At 74.7% G+C, this 16,655-nt stretch carries 14 protein-coding genes; 11 read left to right on the plus strand and 3 right to left on the minus strand.

Features of this window, described 5'->3' with window-relative positions; genetic code table 11:
* Positions 1 to 6: 6 nt before the first annotated feature.
* The gene (gene nhaA, locus H297_RS0117825) at positions 7 to 1,386 is read right to left on the minus strand and encodes a Na+/H+ antiporter NhaA (protein WP_027738182.1); all 1,380 of its coding nucleotides are present in this window, start codon (positions 1,384 to 1,386) and stop codon (positions 7 to 9) included.
* A gap of 493 nt (positions 1,387 to 1,879) precedes the next feature.
* On the opposite strand from nhaA, the gene H297_RS0117830 reads away from it, so the two are divergent.
* The 11 genes from H297_RS0117830 (at position 1,880) to H297_RS36930 (ending at position 15,104) form a co-directional block, all read left to right on the plus strand.
* Entirely contained in the window at positions 1,880 to 2,623 is a 744-nt protein-coding gene (locus tag H297_RS0117830; RefSeq protein ID WP_027738183.1) for a hypothetical protein, read from the plus strand.
* 240 nt (positions 2,624 to 2,863) lie between these two features.
* Entirely contained in the window at positions 2,864 to 4,327 is a 1,464-nt protein-coding gene (locus tag H297_RS0117835) for a hypothetical protein (protein ID WP_027738184.1), read from the plus strand.
* Positions 4,324 to 5,637, plus strand: a complete 1,314-nt coding sequence (locus H297_RS0117840; protein WP_027738185.1) for an ATPase, T2SS/T4P/T4SS family — start codon at positions 4,324 to 4,326, stop codon at positions 5,635 to 5,637. The genes H297_RS0117835 and H297_RS0117840 overlap by 4 nt, the downstream gene beginning before the upstream one ends.
* A gap of 5 nt (positions 5,638 to 5,642) precedes the next feature.
* Positions 5,643 to 6,623: a type II secretion system F family protein gene (locus H297_RS36920; protein ID WP_078514226.1), complete on the plus strand. Its 981-nt coding sequence runs from the start codon at positions 5,643 to 5,645 to the stop codon at positions 6,621 to 6,623.
* Entirely contained in the window at positions 6,620 to 7,543 is a 924-nt protein-coding gene (locus H297_RS0117850) for a type II secretion system F family protein (protein ID WP_027738186.1), read from the plus strand. Before H297_RS36920 ends, H297_RS0117850 begins: the two co-directional genes overlap by 4 nt.
* A 53-nt stretch (positions 7,544 to 7,596) precedes the next feature.
* On the plus strand, positions 7,597 to 7,860 hold the full coding sequence (locus H297_RS0117855; RefSeq protein ID WP_037794581.1) for a hypothetical protein: 264 nt from the start codon (positions 7,597 to 7,599) through the stop codon (positions 7,858 to 7,860).
* An 11-nt stretch (positions 7,861 to 7,871) separates the two neighbouring features.
* Positions 7,872 to 8,327 (plus strand): TadE family protein, encoded by a 456-nt coding sequence (locus H297_RS0117860; protein WP_027738188.1) that lies wholly within the window; start codon positions 7,872 to 7,874, stop codon positions 8,325 to 8,327.
* Between the two features lie 36 nt (positions 8,328 to 8,363).
* A complete protein-coding gene (locus tag H297_RS0117865) occupies positions 8,364 to 8,792 on the plus strand; it encodes a TadE/TadG family type IV pilus assembly protein (protein WP_027738189.1) in 429 nt (142 codons plus the stop codon).
* On the plus strand, positions 8,789 to 9,298 hold the full coding sequence (locus H297_RS0117870; RefSeq protein ID WP_051351940.1) for a pilus assembly protein TadG-related protein: 510 nt from the start codon (positions 8,789 to 8,791) through the stop codon (positions 9,296 to 9,298). The genes H297_RS0117865 and H297_RS0117870 overlap by 4 nt, the downstream gene beginning before the upstream one ends.
* Before the next feature lie 144 nt (positions 9,299 to 9,442).
* Positions 9,443 to 13,369 (plus strand): AfsR/SARP family transcriptional regulator, encoded by a 3,927-nt coding sequence (locus H297_RS40300; protein ID WP_486589552.1) that lies wholly within the window; start codon positions 9,443 to 9,445, stop codon positions 13,367 to 13,369.
* A 148-nt stretch (positions 13,370 to 13,517) separates the two neighbouring features.
* On the plus strand, positions 13,518 to 15,104 hold the full coding sequence (locus H297_RS36930) for a YfbK domain-containing protein (protein WP_037794516.1): 1,587 nt from the start codon (positions 13,518 to 13,520) through the stop codon (positions 15,102 to 15,104).
* 108 nt (positions 15,105 to 15,212) lie between these two features.
* Here H297_RS36930 and H297_RS0117890 read toward each other — a convergent pair whose 3' ends face one another.
* Complete coding sequence (locus tag H297_RS0117890) at positions 15,213 to 15,920, minus strand: LysM peptidoglycan-binding domain-containing protein (RefSeq protein WP_027738191.1); 708 nt, start codon at positions 15,918 to 15,920, stop codon at positions 15,213 to 15,215.
* Positions 15,921 to 16,188: 268 nt separating this feature from the next.
* Entirely contained in the window at positions 16,189 to 16,599 is a 411-nt protein-coding gene (locus H297_RS0117895; RefSeq protein ID WP_027738192.1) for a TIGR03618 family F420-dependent PPOX class oxidoreductase, read from the minus strand.
* Positions 16,600 to 16,655: the final 56 nt, after the last annotated feature.

Genomic DNA, 16,655 nt, shown 5'->3' on the forward strand with positions numbered 1-16,655 from the left:
GCCGCTTCACAGCCCCGTGCCCCGGTCGGCGTCCCGCTCCCGCTCCCGTCGTCTGCGGGCGGCCTCGGTGGGGCGGCGCAGCGGGTCCTCCTCCTGGTCGATGTCGGGGACGGTGTCCCGGTCCTCGTCGCGGGTCTCCTCCTCCCACAGCGCCCGGTACTTCGCGTCCCGCAGCTTGAGCAGGAGGCAGGCCACCAGGGCGGCGGCCAAGGAGCCGACGAGGACCGCGGCCTTGGTGTGCTCGGTGACGGCGGTGTCGGTGAAGGCCAGCTCCGAGACGAGCAGCGAGACGGTGAAGCCGATACCCGCCAGGACGGCGACCCCTGCGACGTCCGCCCAGGCCAGTTCGGAGCTGAGGCGGGCGCGGGTGAAGCGGGCCGTCAGGTACGTACCGCCGAGCACTCCCACGAACTTCCCGACGAACAGGCCGAGCACGACCCCCAGCGCCTCGGGTTGCCGGAAGGTTTCGCCGAGTGCGGAGACGGAGACGCCGACCCCCGCGGAGAAGAGGGCGAAGACGGGCACGGCGAACCCCGCGGACAGGGGACGGACCCGGTGTTCGACGCGCTCGGCGGGGGAGGAACTGTTCGGGTCGTCCGGGTTGTCGGGCGCCACGCGCAGCAGCAGCCCCATGGCGACGCCCGCGATGGTCGCGTGCACCCCGCTGTTGTAGGCCAGGGCCCAGATGACGACGGCCAGCGGGACGTAGACGTACCAGCCGCTCACCCGCAGGTTGACGTGGAGGACGCGGAAGAGGACCAGTCCGGCGACGGCCCCGGCGAACGCGGCCCAGTCGAGGGTGGAGGTGTAGAAGACGGCGATGACGAGGATGGCGCCGAGGTCGTCGACGATGGCGAGGGTCAGCAGGAAGGCGCGGATACCGGAGGGCAGGTTGGTGCCGATGACGGCGAGCACGCCGAGCGCGAAGGCGATGTCGGTGGCCATCGGGACCGCCCAGCCGCCCATGTCGCCGCCTTGCGCCGCGTTGACCGCGACGTAGCAGAGGGCCGGTACGGCCATGCCGCACACCGCGGCGGCCACCGGCAGCGCGGCGGCCGCGGGGCGGCGCAGTTCGCCGACGGTCAGCTCGCGTTTGAGTTCGATGCCGGCGACGAAGAAGAAGAGGGTCAGCACGCCGTCCGAGGCCCAGTGCTCGACCGACAGGTCGAGGCCGAGGGCGGGGACGCCGAAGTGGAACGTGCGCACGGTCTCGTACAGGTGCCCGAGCGGGGTGTTCGCCCAGACGAGGGCCAGCACGGCGGCCACCAGCAGCACCGTGCCGCCGACGGTCTCGGTGCGCAGCGCGTCGGTCAGCAGCCTGCGTTCCCTGGCCGAGGGGCGTGCGAACAGGGAGGCGCGGCCGTCGTCTGCGGGGGGCGGGGTCATGGTGGCTCCGGAGGGCTCGGCGGGGACCAAAGATGCGGAGACACGTTCCCCGCACCGCCGACCAGACTTCCCGGCACACCTATGACGCTTCCGGCGTCTTCCCGACGCCTCCCGGACACCGTACCGGCGCGGCCCCGCCCCCGCACACCGGGAAAGTCCGCCTCGCCCGTGAGCGCGGGGCCGCTCGTGCCCGCGGGCGGGTGCGGGTGCGGAACGGTCCGCTCCGCAACGAGGGGCGGGCGGCGGCGCACGCGCCGCCGCAGGGCCGTCGAACTCTCCGCCCGAGGCCGCCGATGGCCCGGGAACCGCCTTGAGGGGGTCAGGGGCTGTTGATACTGTGCCTTGGATTTACATGGCGTAGTCGCACGTCGGTACGCGGGGGAACGACCGACAGGGCGACGGGGGGCAGGTTTCTCGTTGTGACAAGTTCGACGTGCGACGCACGAGCCGTTCGCGCACCGTCCACGGACGCACGGACCACGGGGGTGGTGAGGTGAAGACCCAGGAGCGCGGCGTCGCCGGAGCCGGACGCACGGCGGCCCTCCCCGGCCCGGGCGGCGACCGGCTGCCCTCGGCGCCCCGCGAACGCAAGCCCGCGCTCGCCGCGCTGGCCGTCCTCCTCGTCCTGCTCGGCGCACTCGGCGCCACCGTCCTGGTGATGCGGGCGGGCGACCGGGTCGAGGCCATCGTCGTCACCAAGCGGGTGCCGCGCGGCCAGCCGGTCCCCGAGTCGGCGGTCAAGTCCGTGATGGTCGCCGAGGACAGCGACATCCAGTACGTGCGCTGGGAACAGCGCGGACTGCTCACCAAGTACCGCACGGCCACGGACCTGGTGGACGGCACCGTCCTGGTCGGCAGCATGCTCACCAAGGAGAAGGGCCTGGAGCCCGGCAAGGCCGTGGTCGGACTCTCCCTCAAGAGCGGGCAGTACCCGCCGCGGCTGGAGGAGGGCGACACCGTCTCCGCCTACCGCGTCGGCCGCAACGCCTCCTCGGGCGGGCAGGGCGGCTCCGACGACGAGTCGGACACCGGCAGCGGCCACAACTCCGGTGGCAGCGCGGCCCTCGCCGAAGGCGTACGGGTGCAGTCCCTGAGCAAGGACGGCAGCGACTCGGTCGCCTCCAGCGGCAACCTCCCCGTCTCCGTCGTCGTGGACAGGAGTGACGTCGCCGAGCTGACCGCCGCGGCCTCCAACGGCGAGGTCTCCCTCGTCCTCGACTCCGGCAGCGGCGGCTGAGGGCCCGCCGGTGCACCGGGCGGCGGCGTCCGTCCCCTCCCCCGCGCCACGGAGCCGTGGCGCGGGGCCACCCCACCGGGTGGCAGGCGCACCGCGTGCGGGAACCGGGCCGCGCGGCGGAACCGTCCCGCCGGGCGGAGTCGTCGTCCGCTACGGCGGTACCGGGCCCAGCAGAGCTGACGGTGGGTCGCAAGCTGACAGTGGGTCGACATCGACCCGGCCGAGGAAAGGCGTAGCCGGATGGCGCTGATCGCACTCGCCGCCGACAAGGGGGCACCGGGGGTCACCACGGCCGCCGTCGCCCTCGCGGCGGTGTGGCCGCGCCGCACGCTGCTCGCCGAGGTCGACACCGCGGGCGGCGACCTCGTCTACCGCAGCCCGGGAACGGACGGGCGCCCGCTCGACCCCAACACCGGCATGCTCTCCCTGGCCGCCGCCGCCCGCCGCGGGCTCGCCCCCGAACAGCTGTGGGACCACGCCCAGCGGCTCTCCGGCGGGCTCGACGTGCTCGTCGGACTGGGTGCGGCCGAGCAGTCCGCCGGGCTGGCCGGCCAGTGGGACACGGTGGGCCGCGCCTTCGCGTCCCTCGCCGACACCCCGCACCCGCAGTTGGCCGCGGACGTCATCGCCGACTGCGGGCGCATCGGGCCCGAGGCCGCCTCGGTCGCCCTCTTCCCGCACGCCGCGCTGGTGCTGCTGCTGGCCCGCGGCGAGCCGGAGCAGATCGCCCGGGTACGGGACCGGGCGCTGGCCCTCACCGGACGGCTGCACGGCGGCCAGCGCGGGATGGCGCCACTCGCCCAGCCGCTGATCGGGGTGGTGCTGGTCGCCGAGGCGCAGGGGGCGGCCAAGGTCGCGAGCCAGGTCAACGACATGCTGGTGGCCTCGCGGGCCGGTGCCCAGGTCGTCGGCGTGCTCGCCCACGACCCGCCCGGCGCCCAGCAGTTGGCGGGCCGCCGCCGGGGCCGCGTCGACCGGTCCCTGCTGGTCCGCTCGGTCCGCAAGGTGGCCACCGACCTCCACGAGCAGTACGCCGCCGCCTGGACGGGCGGCCCCGACGAGGCCGCCCGCCGGCAGGCGGCCCCCCAGCCGTCGGCGCCGCACCCCTTCCCGGCCCCGGGACAGCCCGGTCCCGCCGCGCAGGGCCTGCCCGGCGGGGAGGGCACCCTGCCGCCGCCCCAGGCGTCCTCGGCCCACGCGATGCCCGCGGCGCCCCCGCCCCCGCTCGACGGCGCCTCCGCACAGCAGCCCCCCGCGGCACCCTGGCCGCCACCACCGGCACCGTCGCTGCCCGTGCAACCCGTGCAACCCGCGCAGGACCGGACGGGGCCGGGCGGGCCCGCGCAGGCGGAGTCCGCGCCGGGCCGGCCCGTAGCGCCTCCGTCGTCGCGGCCCGCGCCGCCGTCCGGGGCGTATCAGCCGTCCCCGTCCCCGCGGCCCGCGCAGGGCGAGGCCGGGTGGCCTGCGCCCGCACCGCAGCAGCCGGCACCGCCCGGCTCCGGACCGCACCAGCCGCCGCAGCCCGTGCAGGGGCAGCCCGCGCAGGGCGAGCCCGCACCGGGGCAGCCCGGCCAGGGCGAGGGCGCCGGGGAGGTCACTCAGCAGATCAGGGCGGTCCCGGGGCGGCAAAGGCCGTCCGCGCCGGAGCCGACGCCGCCGCTGCCGCTGCCGGGGCGGGGCGGGGACGAGGGGGCCGCCTCGTGAGCGGAAGCGTCGTCGATCACCAGTTGGTGAAGCGGTTCCGGCAGGAGGCCGGGGACCGGATCGCCGAGCAGCGGCGTATCGACCAGGCGTCCGGCGTGGCGCCGATGACGCCGGAGGACGAGCGGCAGTTCGCCCGTGCCGTGATCGCGCAGATCCTGGAGGAGTACGCGCGTGCGGAGATCAACTCCGGCCGTACCCCACCGGACGCGCACGCCGAGGAGGCCTACGCGGCGGCGGTGCACGCCGCGCTGTTCGGCGTGGGCCGCCTCCAGCCGCTGCTGGACGACCCCGAGGTCGAGAACATCGACGTCAACGGCTACGACCAGGTGTTCGTCGGCTACGCCGACGGGCGTGAGGAACGGGGCGAGCCGGTCGCCGAGTCGGACGAGGAACTGATCGAGCTGATCCAGGTGCTCGGCGCCTACTCGGGCCTGTCCTCACGCCCGTTCGACACCGCCAACCCGCAACTGGACCTGCGGCTGCCCGACGGCTCGCGGCTCTCCGCCGTCATGGACGTCACCCGCCGCCCGGCGCTGTCGATCCGGCGGGCCCGGCTGGGCAAGGTCTTCGTCTCCGACCTGGTCGGCAACGGGACGCTCACGCCGGAGCTGGGCAGCTTCCTGACGGCGGCGGTGCGGGCCCGCAAGAACATCATGATCGCGGGGGCCACCAACGCGGGCAAGACGACGCTGCTGCGCGCCCTCGCCAACGAGATACCCCCGCACGAGCGGCTGATCACCGTCGAACGGGCCCTGGAGCTGGGCCTGGACCAGTTCCCCGAACTCCACCCGAACGTGGTCGCCTTCGAGGAGCGACTGCCCAACTCCGAGGGCCAGGGCACCATCAGCATGGCCGAACTGGTGCGCCGCTCCCTGCGCATGAACCCCTCCCGGGTGATCGTCGGCGAGGTGCTCGGCGACGAGATCGTCACCATGCTCAACGCGATGACCCAGGGCAACGACGGCTCGCTTTCCACGATCCACGCCAACAGTTCCAGCGAGGTCTTCAACCGCGTCTCCACCTACGCGCTGCAAGCACGCGAGCGGCTGCCCATCGAGGCCACCCAGATGCTGATCGCGGGCGCCATCAACTTCGTCGTCTTCGTCGAGCGGCGCAACGCCTGGACCACCGGCGGGCGGCTGACCCGCTCGGTCACCTCCGTACGCGAGATCAACGGGGTGGACGGGCGGGTGCTCTCCAGCGAGGTGTTCGCCGAGACACCGGACGGGCGGCTGGTCGCACACGCGCCGGTCTCCTGCGCGCAGGAGCTGGCCGTCTTCGGGTACCGGCCCACCGGGAACTGGGGGTGAGTGGCATGTCGTTCTCGTCCATCGCCTTCTCGGCCACCGCGGGCGGCATCTTCTCGCTGTCCTCCCTCTACGCGCTCGGCTGCGGCGTCGCGGTGGGCGGCGGCCTCGCGCTGCTGATCGTCGCCCTGCGCGGGCTGCCCGCCAAGCCCGGCGTACAGCGGCAGGACGCGGGCAGGCGCGCCACGGAGCTGGCCCGGTTCCTCAGCAAGCGCGGCTCCATCGCCGTGTGCGCCGGGCTGCTGGTGCTGCTGCTGACGCGCTGGCCGGTCGCGGCCGTCGCCACCGGCATCCTCGTCTTCCTGTGGGACCGGCTCTTCGGCGGCGCAGCCGAGGAGCGGGCGGCGATGAAGCGGGTGGAGGCGCTGGCGGCCTGGACGGAGTCGCTGCGCGACACCATCGCGGGCGCCGTCGGTCTGGAACAGGCCATCCCCGCCTCGGCGCGTGCCGCCGCCCCCTCGCTGCGGCCGCATCTGGACGCCCTCATCGACCGGTTGCGGGCCCGCACCCCGCTGCCCGCCGCCCTCCAGCACCTGGCGGACGAGCTCGACGACCCGTCCGCCGACATCGTCGTGGCCGCTCTCATCCTCAACTCGCGGCTGCGCGGGCCCGGCCTCCGCGAGGTGCTGGGCGCACTGGCCAAGTCGGCGCGCGAAGAGGTCGACATGCGGCAGCGGGTGATGGCCCAGCGCGCCTCGACGCGGCGCAGCGTGCAGATCGTCGTCGGGGTCAGCGTGGCGTTCGTGCTGGGCCTGGCCGTCTTCAACCGGGGCTTCGTCGCGCCCTACGGCAGCCCGGTGGGGCAGGCCGTCCTCGCCTGCGTCTGCGCCCTGTTCGCCTGCGGCTTCTGGTGGCTGCGCAAGCTGTCGCGGATCGAGACGCCCGAACGGTTCCTGACCCGCGGCGACCAGCCGCCCGCGACGGCGCGTGCGGCGCAGCCGGAGCCGGATCCCGCGGCGCAGCCGCACACGGAGGTGGCGGACCGATGAACCCCCTCACGCTCACCGCGCTCACCGGCGCCCTCGCGGGGCTCGGCGTCTTCCTGCTGGTCCGGGCGCTGGCACCCGGCAGGAAGGGCGCGGTCGCCTCCGTCGCCGAGATCGACGCGCTGCGCGCCCGTGCCGCCACGCACCACAGCGGTACCGGCCCCGAGCCGACCGGCAGGCTGGGCGCGGTCCGGGCCCGGGTCGGCGCCCGGGTTGCCGAACTGTACCTGCGGCAGGGCTGGGAGCTGCGCAGCCTCCGCTCCGACCTGGACGTGCTGGAGCGCGGCTGGGAGAACTTCCTGGCGACCAAGGTGCTGCTGGGCGCGGCCGGACTGTTCTTCGGGCCGTTCCTCTTCTCCGTCGTCTGGCTGATCGGCTTCGGCCGCAGCCCGCTGATCCCGCTGTGGCTGGCGCTGTTCTTCGCCGCGGTGTTCTTCATGCTGCCGGACCTGGAGGTACGGCGGGACGCCGCGGCCAAACGGCGCGACCTGCGGCGGGTGGTCGGTGCCTACCTCGACCTCGTCGCGATGAACCTGGCCGGTGGCCGCGGGCTGCCCGAGGCGCTCAAGGCGGCCAGCGAGGTGAGCGACGGCTGGGCGCTGCGCCGGATCCGTGACACGCTCGCCGACGCGCGGATCACCGGGCAGAGCCAGTGGGCCGCTCTCGGCGACCTCGGGGTGCGGCTCGGCGTGGACGAACTGAAGGACCTGTCCGCCTCGCTGGCCCTGGTGGCCGACGACGGCGCCAAGGTGCGCGCCTCGCTCTCCTCGCGTGCCGAAACCATGCGGCACAGGGAGCTGGCCGAGATCGAGGGCAGCGCCGGGGAGAAGTCCCAGTCGATGCTCGTGGCCCAGCTCATGCTCTGCGCCGGTTTCCTCGTCTTCCTCATCTATCCGGCGGCCATGCGTGTCTTCCAGATCTGACGCCCGCCCGCCCCACCCAGCTCGCAGAAAGGACTGAGACGACCGTGAACAATCTGAACAAACCGTTCAACCCGTTTCGTTCCGTCAGCCATCCCGCGCTCGACTTCCTGACCACGTTCCTGCGCGGCCGCATCGAGCGGGCCCGCTCCGGGGAACTGGACCGCGGCGCCTCGGCCGTCGAGTGGGTGATCATCTCCGCGGTCGTGGTGGCGATCGTCGGTGTGGTCGCCGCCATCATCAACATGGCGCTCAAGAACGGCGCCAACAAGGTGAGCGACTGCATCGACGGCGCGGACCAGAACGGCACCTGCAAGTAGGGGACCGGCCAGTGGGAGGGGACAGACGGCTCGTCGCGTTCGTACGCCGCAGGGGGGAGGAGGCCACCCGCCGCGGCGACTGCGGCATGACCGCGATCGAGTTCGTGATCCTCACGCCGGTGCTGTTCTTCCTGATCTTCGCCACCGTCCAGTTCGCGCTGTACTTCTTCGCCGACCACGTGGCACAGGCCGCCGCGCAGGCAGGGGCCCGCAAGGCGCGGCAGGAGGCCGACGCCGACCCCGGCGGCTGGCGTGCCAAGGCCCGGGAGACCTCCTCCTCCTACATCCGGCAGCTCGGCCCCGAACTGATCCTCGACCCCGATGTGCGGATGCTCCACTCCCGGCAGAACACGGTGGGCGTCGAGATCCGGGCGAAGGTTCCCTCCGTCTTCCCCGGCATCGATCTGGACGTCTACGCGATGTCGCAGGGCCCCGTGGAGCGGTTCGTGCCGGACGGGGGTGCCTGAGCCGTGACGCGCGCCGACCGCTCGTGCGGCCCGTTCCTGCGCCGGCTCCGCGAGGTGAGGGGGCTGTCCGCCGCCGACCGGGGACTGTCGACCATCGAGGTGGTGATCCTCGCCCCGGTGATGATCCTGTTCATCCTCGTGCTCGTCGCCTTCGGGCAGCTCGTGGACGGGCGCGGCGCCGTCGACAGCGCCGCCCGGGACGCCGCCCGGGCCGGCTCCCTCCAGCACGGCAGCCACGCGGCTGCCATGACCGCCGCGCAGGAGGCGGCGACCGCGACTCTCAAGGGCACCTGCGCCGGGGGCGTGACCGTACGGGACGCGGGCAGCGACTACCGCTCCGGCGGGCTGTTCACCGTCGAGGTGAGCTGCCGGGTACGCGGCCTGGGCATGCTCGGCCTGAACATCGCCAAGACCCTGTCGGGCCGGTCCACCTCGCCGATCGACCCGTACCGGAGGACCGGATGAGGGCCGGGGACGCCGTCACACGGAGCGGGCGCGCCCCGACGGGGGCTCCGAGCGGAGTCAGGGGCGTGCTCGGCGAGCGGTACGCGGAGTGCGGCGACCGGGGCTCCGGCGCTGCGGCCGTCATCATGTTCGCGCTGCTGTTCATGGTGCTGGCCGCGTTCGTGGTGGACGGCGGACTGTCCATCTCCCAGCGTGAGCGCGCCGCCGACATCGCCGAACAGGCCGCCCGCTACGCCGCCCAGGACATCGACGAGGAGGCCCTGCGCGCCAGCCAGGGCCGCACCGCACCCATCAACTACGAGAACTGTCCGCAGCGGGTGTCGGAGTTCGTCCGCCGGTCCGGGCTCTCGGGCGCCGACGTGGCCGCCTCCGGATGCATCTCCGCCGGCGCCCAGCAGGTGGAGGTCCGCGTCCGGCTCACCTACCGGCCCGTCCTCACCGGCCTCTTCTACAGCGCACCGCTGACCGTCCACGGCACGGCCACGGCGGAATCCGTGACCGGCTGACCGCCCGGCCGCCCGAGGACGGCCCCGACCCTTCCGACCGCACTTCTCACCCCAGGAGCACACGAGATGGCGCGCCGCAGTTCGACACCGGCACCGGCCCCCGGCGGGCCCGGGTCCCGCTCGCGCTCGCGCACTCCCGTGCCCGTGCGCACCCGCCGCGCGACGGGCGACGTCCTCAAGGCGCTGGGCGCGTTCGTCGCGCTCGCCGCGCTGGTCGTCGGCGTTCCGCTGGCGCTCGCGTACGTCATCGGCTGGCCGCTGCCGCGCCACATGCCGTCCTTCGAGACGCTGCGGGACGAGGTGAGCGTCGGCGTGTTCGTCGACGTGCTCACCGTCGTGGTGTGGCTGGCGTGGGCGCAGTTCACCGCCTGCGTGCTGGTGGAGGCCAAGGCCGCCCTCTCGGGGGTGGGTCTGCCCGCGCGGGTGCCCGGCGCGGGACCCAGCCAGTTGCTGGCCCGCCAACTGATCGCCGCGATCCTGCTGCTGGGCTCCGCCACCGGCAGCTTCGCCCCCGGACTGTCCCAGCTCGGCCACACCATGCAGCCACACCACCCGCAGCAGACCGTCGCCGCAGCCCAGCTCACGCCGGGTGAACAGCAGGCGGCGGCCCCCGGGACGGCACACGCCGACAGTGCGGGCCTGCGCACCACCGACGACCGCGGCCCCGGGTCCGACCTCGTCCTGGCGGGCAGCAGCAGTACCGGAACGGGAGGGGTGACGGGAGGGATACGGCCCGCAGCGGCCGGTGACGCCTCCTCCGCGGAAGGGACGAAGTTCTACCGCATCCAGCCGCCGGAGGGCCGCCACCACGACTCGCTGTGGGAGATCGCCCAGCGCCACCTGGGCGACGGCCGCCGCTACAAGGAGGTCTACCGCCTCAACAAGGACCGCGAGCAGCCCGACGGCTCCCGGCTCTCCGAGGCCAGCCTGATCAGGCCCGGCTGGATCATGGAGATGCCCGCCGACGCGCACGGCGGTGAACTCGTCGAGATGCCGGGCGACGCGGACGGGTTGAGCGCCCACGAACGCGCCCAGTACGAGCACTACCAGGCGAACGGCGGCGACCGCGGCGCCGACAGCGTGCCGGACCGGCCCGGCCGCCAGGACCAGGGGGACCACCAGGACCAGCCGGATCAGCAGGATCAGCACGACCGACCCGGCGAGAAGGACGGGCGGCCGGAGGTGGACGAGCCGGAGGAGCCCGGCCGCCAGGACCGGGGGGACCGCCAGGACCGGAGGGACCGGAAGGAGGGGCCCGCCGCGCCCGACGACTCCGGGCGGGATCACGGTCACGGCCCCGGGCAGGACGCGGACGCTGGCGGGGCCGAAAAGGGTGACGGCGGCTCCGGTGACACGGGCACCGACGAGAACGGCGCGGACGTCCCCGACCAGCAGCCCAGCGTTCCCGACAGCAGTACCGACCGGCCGCCCATGCAGCCGGGGGACGAGGGCAGGCAGGACGGTGGCGACTCCGGTGCCGGTTCGGACGCCGACGGCGGCGGTCCGGGCGAGACCGTGGACGTCGCACCCGAGGAGCACGCGCCGGACCGCCAGGGGCAGTCCGTCCCCGAAGGCGCCCAGGACTCCCACGGCTCCGGGCCCTCCGACGAGCAGCAGCCGACCCGGCCCGACGACGCCAGGCCGGACGTGTCGTCCGTACCGGAAGGCCCCGACACCCCCGCCGGCTCCGGTGATCCCGGCGCCACCACGCCGCACGACCAGGACGGCGCCGCCGACGACGGCCACGACGTCTCCCGCGGCGAGGACGGTCACGACGCCTCCCGCGGCGAGGACGGCGACGGCACCGACCACGGCGGCGGCCACACCGGCGGCGCACGCCGCGACGCCGACCACGGCGGTGCGCACGGCGGTGGCGGCGACCGGTCCGGTGGCGACCGGTCCGGCACGGACGGTGGACACGCGGACAGCGACAGCGAGGACGACGGCCGCAATGGCGGCCGTGGGGGCGACGGCACCGGCACCGCTCTCGACCACGCGGGTGGCGGCGCGCAGCGCGACCGTGCGCACGGGGCCCAGGACGCGGCGGCCGACGAGGCGGACAGCGGAGTGCTCGGTCCCCTCGGGTGGCCGGAGGTGCTGCTGGGCGCCCCGCTGCTGGCGGCGGGACTGCTCGCCGCGCTGGGCGGCAGGCGCCGGGCCGTGCTGTGGCGCGCCGTCGCCGGGGGTGTCCGGCGGGCGCCCGGCGACGACTTCGCGCCGCCGTCCGACCCGGCCGCCCAGGCACACGAGGCGCTGCTTGCCGGTGCCGACGCCGATGCCGTCCGCTTCCTCGACCGGGCGCTGCGCGGGCTGGCCGCGGAACTGCGCGAGGCGGACCGGCCGCTGCCCGTCGTCTACGCCGCCTGGCTCACCGGCCAGGACCTGCATCTGCAACTCGCGGAGGAGGCCGGGGAACCGCCCGCGCCCTGGCAGTACGGGCAGAGCGGGACGTTCTGGACGGTGCGCCGTGCCGACGTCCGCGTCGATGCCGGGGCCCGGGGCGCCGCGCCCTTCCCCGGCCTGGTCAGCCTCGGACTGCGCGGCGAGGCGCGGTTGCTGCTCAACCTCGAATCGGTGCCGGGGCTGGTGTCGGTCGCGGGCGAGCCGGAGCTGCGGGAGGCCGTGCTGGCGTCCGTCGCCGCCGAACTCGCCACCGTCGCCTGGTCGCGGGGGCTCTCGCTCACCCTCGTCGGGTTCGGCGCGGACTTGACCGCGCTCGCCCCCGACCGGATGCGCCACCTGCCGGACATCGCCGCATTCCTCGCCGAGCGTGCGGGGGGCCCTGCCGCCCGGCGGGCCGAGCCGCACGTGGTGCTGGTCGGTGCCGAGCCGACGGGGGAGGAGGCGCGCCGTCTCGCGGCGCTGGCCACCGACGGCGAGGCGCCCGGCGGCAGTCACGGCGACGGCTTCGTCGTCGGCGTGACCAGCGGCAGGCTGCCGATGCCCAGCGTCGTGTGGGAGTTCGAGATCGACGACGACCACACCCTCGCCGCCCCCCGGATGGGCCTGGAGGTACGGGCCCAGCATCTGCCTCGCGAGCTGCGTGCCGCCGTCCTGGACCTCTTCGCCGACACCGACGACGCACGCACGGCGGGCAGCGACGGGCCGCGCTTCCGCGTCGATCTGAGCGAGAGCGGACGCCCCGCCGTGTACGCGCGCCTCATGGGCGGGTACGACGTCACCGGCGTCGCCGCGCCCGAGGCCTCGCGCGGCGCCCTGCTGCACGAGGCGCTCGCCCTGCTGCTGCTCAACCGGGACGGGGTGCACCCCCGGGTGCTGGCCTCCGCGCTGTGGCCCAAGGGCGTCACCGACGATGTGCGCGACGCCCTGCTGGAGCGGCTCGGACACTGGCTCGGCACCGACGCCGACGGCAGCCCGCGGCTGACGACCGGCGCGGACGGACGGCTCGGTCTGCGGCCCTCCGTCGTCTCGGACTGGGACGTCCTGCGCACCCTCCACCACGGCTGCACCGGCGAGCGCGGCGCCAAGCTGTCCGCGCTGGTGCGCCGCCAGCAGCTCGGGCACGCGCTCGACCTCGCGAAGGGGCCGCTGCTTCCCGACCGGCCCGCGGGGCGCTACGGCTGGCTGGCCCACCACGTCGCCGAGGCCCAGCAGCCGCTGCTCGCCGCCGAGGTCGGGCTCGCCCTCGCCGCGGAGCAGCTCAGGGCCGGGGAGCCGGACGCCGCGGTGGGCTCCGTACGGGCTGCCCTGCGCAGCGCGCCCGCGGACGAGCGGCTGTGGGAGCAGCTCGTCCGGGCCGCGCACGCCACCGGCCGGCGCGCGGTGCTCGACGACGCCGTGCGCCGGGTGGTCCGGCGTGCCGACCCGGCCCGCGGGGTGCCCCCGCGCACCGCGGCCCTCCTCGACGAACTCGCCCCGGGCTGGGCGGCCACCGCCACGGGTGCCCCCGTCTCCGGCAACACCGGCCCGGGTGCCGACGCCCCTGGCAACACCGGCCCTGGTACCGACGCCCCTGGCAGCACCCGCCCCGGCGGCGACGTCGGCAGCACCGTCCCCCGCAACTCCGGGACCGCGGGCACCGATCCCGGCAGCACCGACCCCGCCTCCTGACGCCGCCGCCCCGAGTTGCCTCGGGGGCCCCGCCTCCCGTCGCCCGGGGGACTGTCACGGGTTCGTGACCCGGCGGGCGGGTCCGGGCGGAGGCGGCGTGCGTCCCATCGCCGCACGCACCGGAGGTTCACCCGCGGGAGGGGACAGGATGAAACGGGGTTGGGCGGGGGCAGCGGCACTGGCCGCCGCGGCGGCGCTGGCAGGCTGCACGGGCGGGTCGCACGAGGAGTCGCTGGCGGACGGCACGGCGCAGGGCGGCGGGCCCGGCGCCGTCGCCCCCGCGCCGCCGGGCGGTCAGCACAGCCGGAGCGCCGACCCCGGCGCGGAGCCCACCCGGCCCGCCGACTTCCGCTCCACGTTCGCCCTCGACGTGGACACCGCGTCCTACAGCTACGCCCGACGCCGACTGCGCGACGGGGTGCGCCCGGCCGCCCGCACGGTGCGGACCGAGGAGTTCGTCAACAGCTTCCCGCAGGGCTACCGGCGCCCCGGCGGCGACGGCTTCTCCGTCTCGGCGGACGGGGCCCGCACGGGCCAGGCGGGGTGGTCGCTGATGCGGGTCGGGATGGCCACCAAGGACAGCGATCCGCACGCGCCCCGCCGCCCCGCCGCGCTCACCTTCGTGCTGGACGTGTCCGGTTCGATGGGGGAGCCGGGGCGGCTGGACCTGGTGAAGAAGGCGCTGGGAACGGCGGCCGGTGAACTGCGGGCGAGCGACGCGGTCTCAGTGGTGACGTTCAGCGGCGAGGCGAGGACCGTGCTGCCCATGACGCGGCTGGACGACGGTGGCCGGTCCCGGTTCCGGGACGCCGTCGCCGGTCTGGAGCCGCAGGCGAGCACCAACCTCGGTGCGGGGATGCGGGCAGGCTACGAGCAGGCGGCCGCGCACCGGCAGGGTGGAGCCACCAACCGCGTCGTCCTGCTGTCGGACGCGCTCGCCAACACGGGCCGGACCGACGCGTCGGCGATCCTCAGGAGTGTCGAGCGGCACCGCAAGGAGCAGGGCATCTCCCTGTTCGGTGTCGGCGTCGGCAGCGACTACGGCGACGCGCTGATGGAACGCCTCACCGACAAGGGGGACGGCCACACCGTCTATGTGTCGACCCCGGCCGAGGCGCGGAAGGTGTTCGTCGACCAGCTTCCCCGCAACATCGAGCTGCGGGCCCGCGACGCCAAGGCGCAGGTCGTCTTCGACCGGAACACGGTCGGCAACTTCCGGCTGCTCGGCTACGAGGACCGCGCAGTGGCCGACGAGGACTTCCGCGACGACACGGTGGACGGCGGCGAGATCGGCCCCGGCCACACGGTCACGGCGCTGTACGCGGTCGAGTTGCAGGAGGGGGCCACGGGCAGGGCGGCCACCGCGACGGTCCGCTGGCTAAACCCCGACAGCCGCACACCGCACGAGACGTCCCGCACGGTGGACGCCGGGACGCTGAGGAGCGGCTCGCTGTGGTCGGCGCCCGGCGGGAAGCGCGAAGGGCACGGCGAGGAGGCGGGCAGTACCGCAGGCGCGGGGAAGGTGTCACCGTATCTGCGACAGGCGGCCGTCGCCGCGTACTTCGCGGCGGAACTCCGCTCCGGCAGCGGCGCCCCTCCCGGTCACCGGCCGCTGCCGGGCGCGCGGTCGCTGTCCGGGTTGCACACGGCGGCGGACGGCCTCGCGAAGAAGGACGGGCTGCGCTCCGCCGCCGGTCTGGCGAAGGACATCCAACGGGCGCGGCAGGCGCAGTGACCCTGCCCCGGGCCTTTTGCCGTCGAGGCGGGGAAAGAGCCGTGGCCCGTGCCTTCGGGGGAAGAGGCACGGGCCACGGCGGTCTCGCCAGGGTACGTCGGGACGGCGTCAGCCGACCTGGAGCTTCTGGCCCGGGAAGATGAGGTCGGCGTCGCCGCCGATCGTGGACTTGTTGTCCGTGTACACGCGGTGCCAGTCGCTGCCGTGCGCCTCGGCGATCTTGCTGAGGGTGTCACCGGACTTGACGGTGTAGTTGCCGTGGCCCTTCTTGTGGGGCTGCGGCTGCGCGGGCTTCGTCGGCTGGGCGGGCTTCGGCTCGGCCTGCTGCTGCGGGCGCTGCTGCTCCTGCTTCTGCTGCGGTGCCTGCTGCTCGGGCCGGGCCTGCTGCTGGGAGCCGCTGTCGCTGCTGCCGCCGTCCGGGTTCACATCGGCCGCGGGGCCGCCGGAGGTGAGGCCGCCGGCACCGGCGCAGGACCAGGCGCCCGGGCCCTGCATCTGGAGCAGCTTCTCGGCGGCGGCGATCTGCTGGTCCTTGGTGGCCAGGTCGGCGCGCGGCGCGTACTTGGTGCCGCCGGCCGCGGCCCAGCTGGAGTTGTTGAACTGGAGGCCGCCGTAGTAGCCGTTGCCGGTGTTGGCCTTCCAGTTGCCGGAGGACTCGCACTGGGCGACCTTGTCCCAGGTGTCCACGGAGGCGGCGTTGGCGCCCGTGGCCGAGACCAGCGGGAGGGCGACGGCTGCGCCGGCGACGCCGGTCACGGTGGCGATGCGCACGGCCTTGGAGGGGCGACGGTGGCGGCCCTTACCGGAGAACAGCATGGTCTTTCTTTCCTTACGGTCGCGGCTGTTCGCCCATGAGTTCGAGCGAACGTGTCGAGCGGGAGCGACAGTAGGCACAGCTGTCCGGATGCTCCAACCAGGAGCGGTAAAGATCCATAACGCCGCTTGACACGCAATCACGGCATCTGTGCTGGTGATGCGCTTGTGCGGAGATCCGCAACGGTGGGTGTGACGTAACCGCCCGAGACAAGCGTCACAGGAAGGGCCGTTTTGGGCGGTGTTGGGGTGGACACGTCACCGGTCACCGTCACCAACCCGAGGGTTTCGCCGTACCCATGGCGCGGTCGACGGTGATTTCGATGACGACGCGTTCGGGATTGACCCGGGGCACCTTGTAGCGGCGGGCGTAGCGGGCCTCGGCGTCGGCCACCGCGTCCGGGTCCTGGCGCACCACCGCCGCACCCTCCAGCGTGCACCAGCGCCGCCCCTCCGCCTGGCTGACCGCGACACGCACGCCGGGGCCGGCCGCCAGCACATTGCGCACCTTCTTGCTGGAACGGCTGCTGATGACGCGGGCGATGCGCGTCGCGGGGTCGTAGGTCACCCCCACCGGCACCAGGTGCGGGGTGCCGTCGGGCCGCGGCGTGGACAGGAAGCAGGTCCGGCGCTCCGCCCAGAAGTCGGGTCCGCCGGAGGGAGGGGGCGTCTGCGTGGTCATGGCGGGCACGCTACCGCCCGCGGCGCAGCGCCCTCCGGCTCCCCAGGGGCCTCGTG

It is taken from the genome of Streptomyces sp. CNT360 (assembly GCF_000424785.1).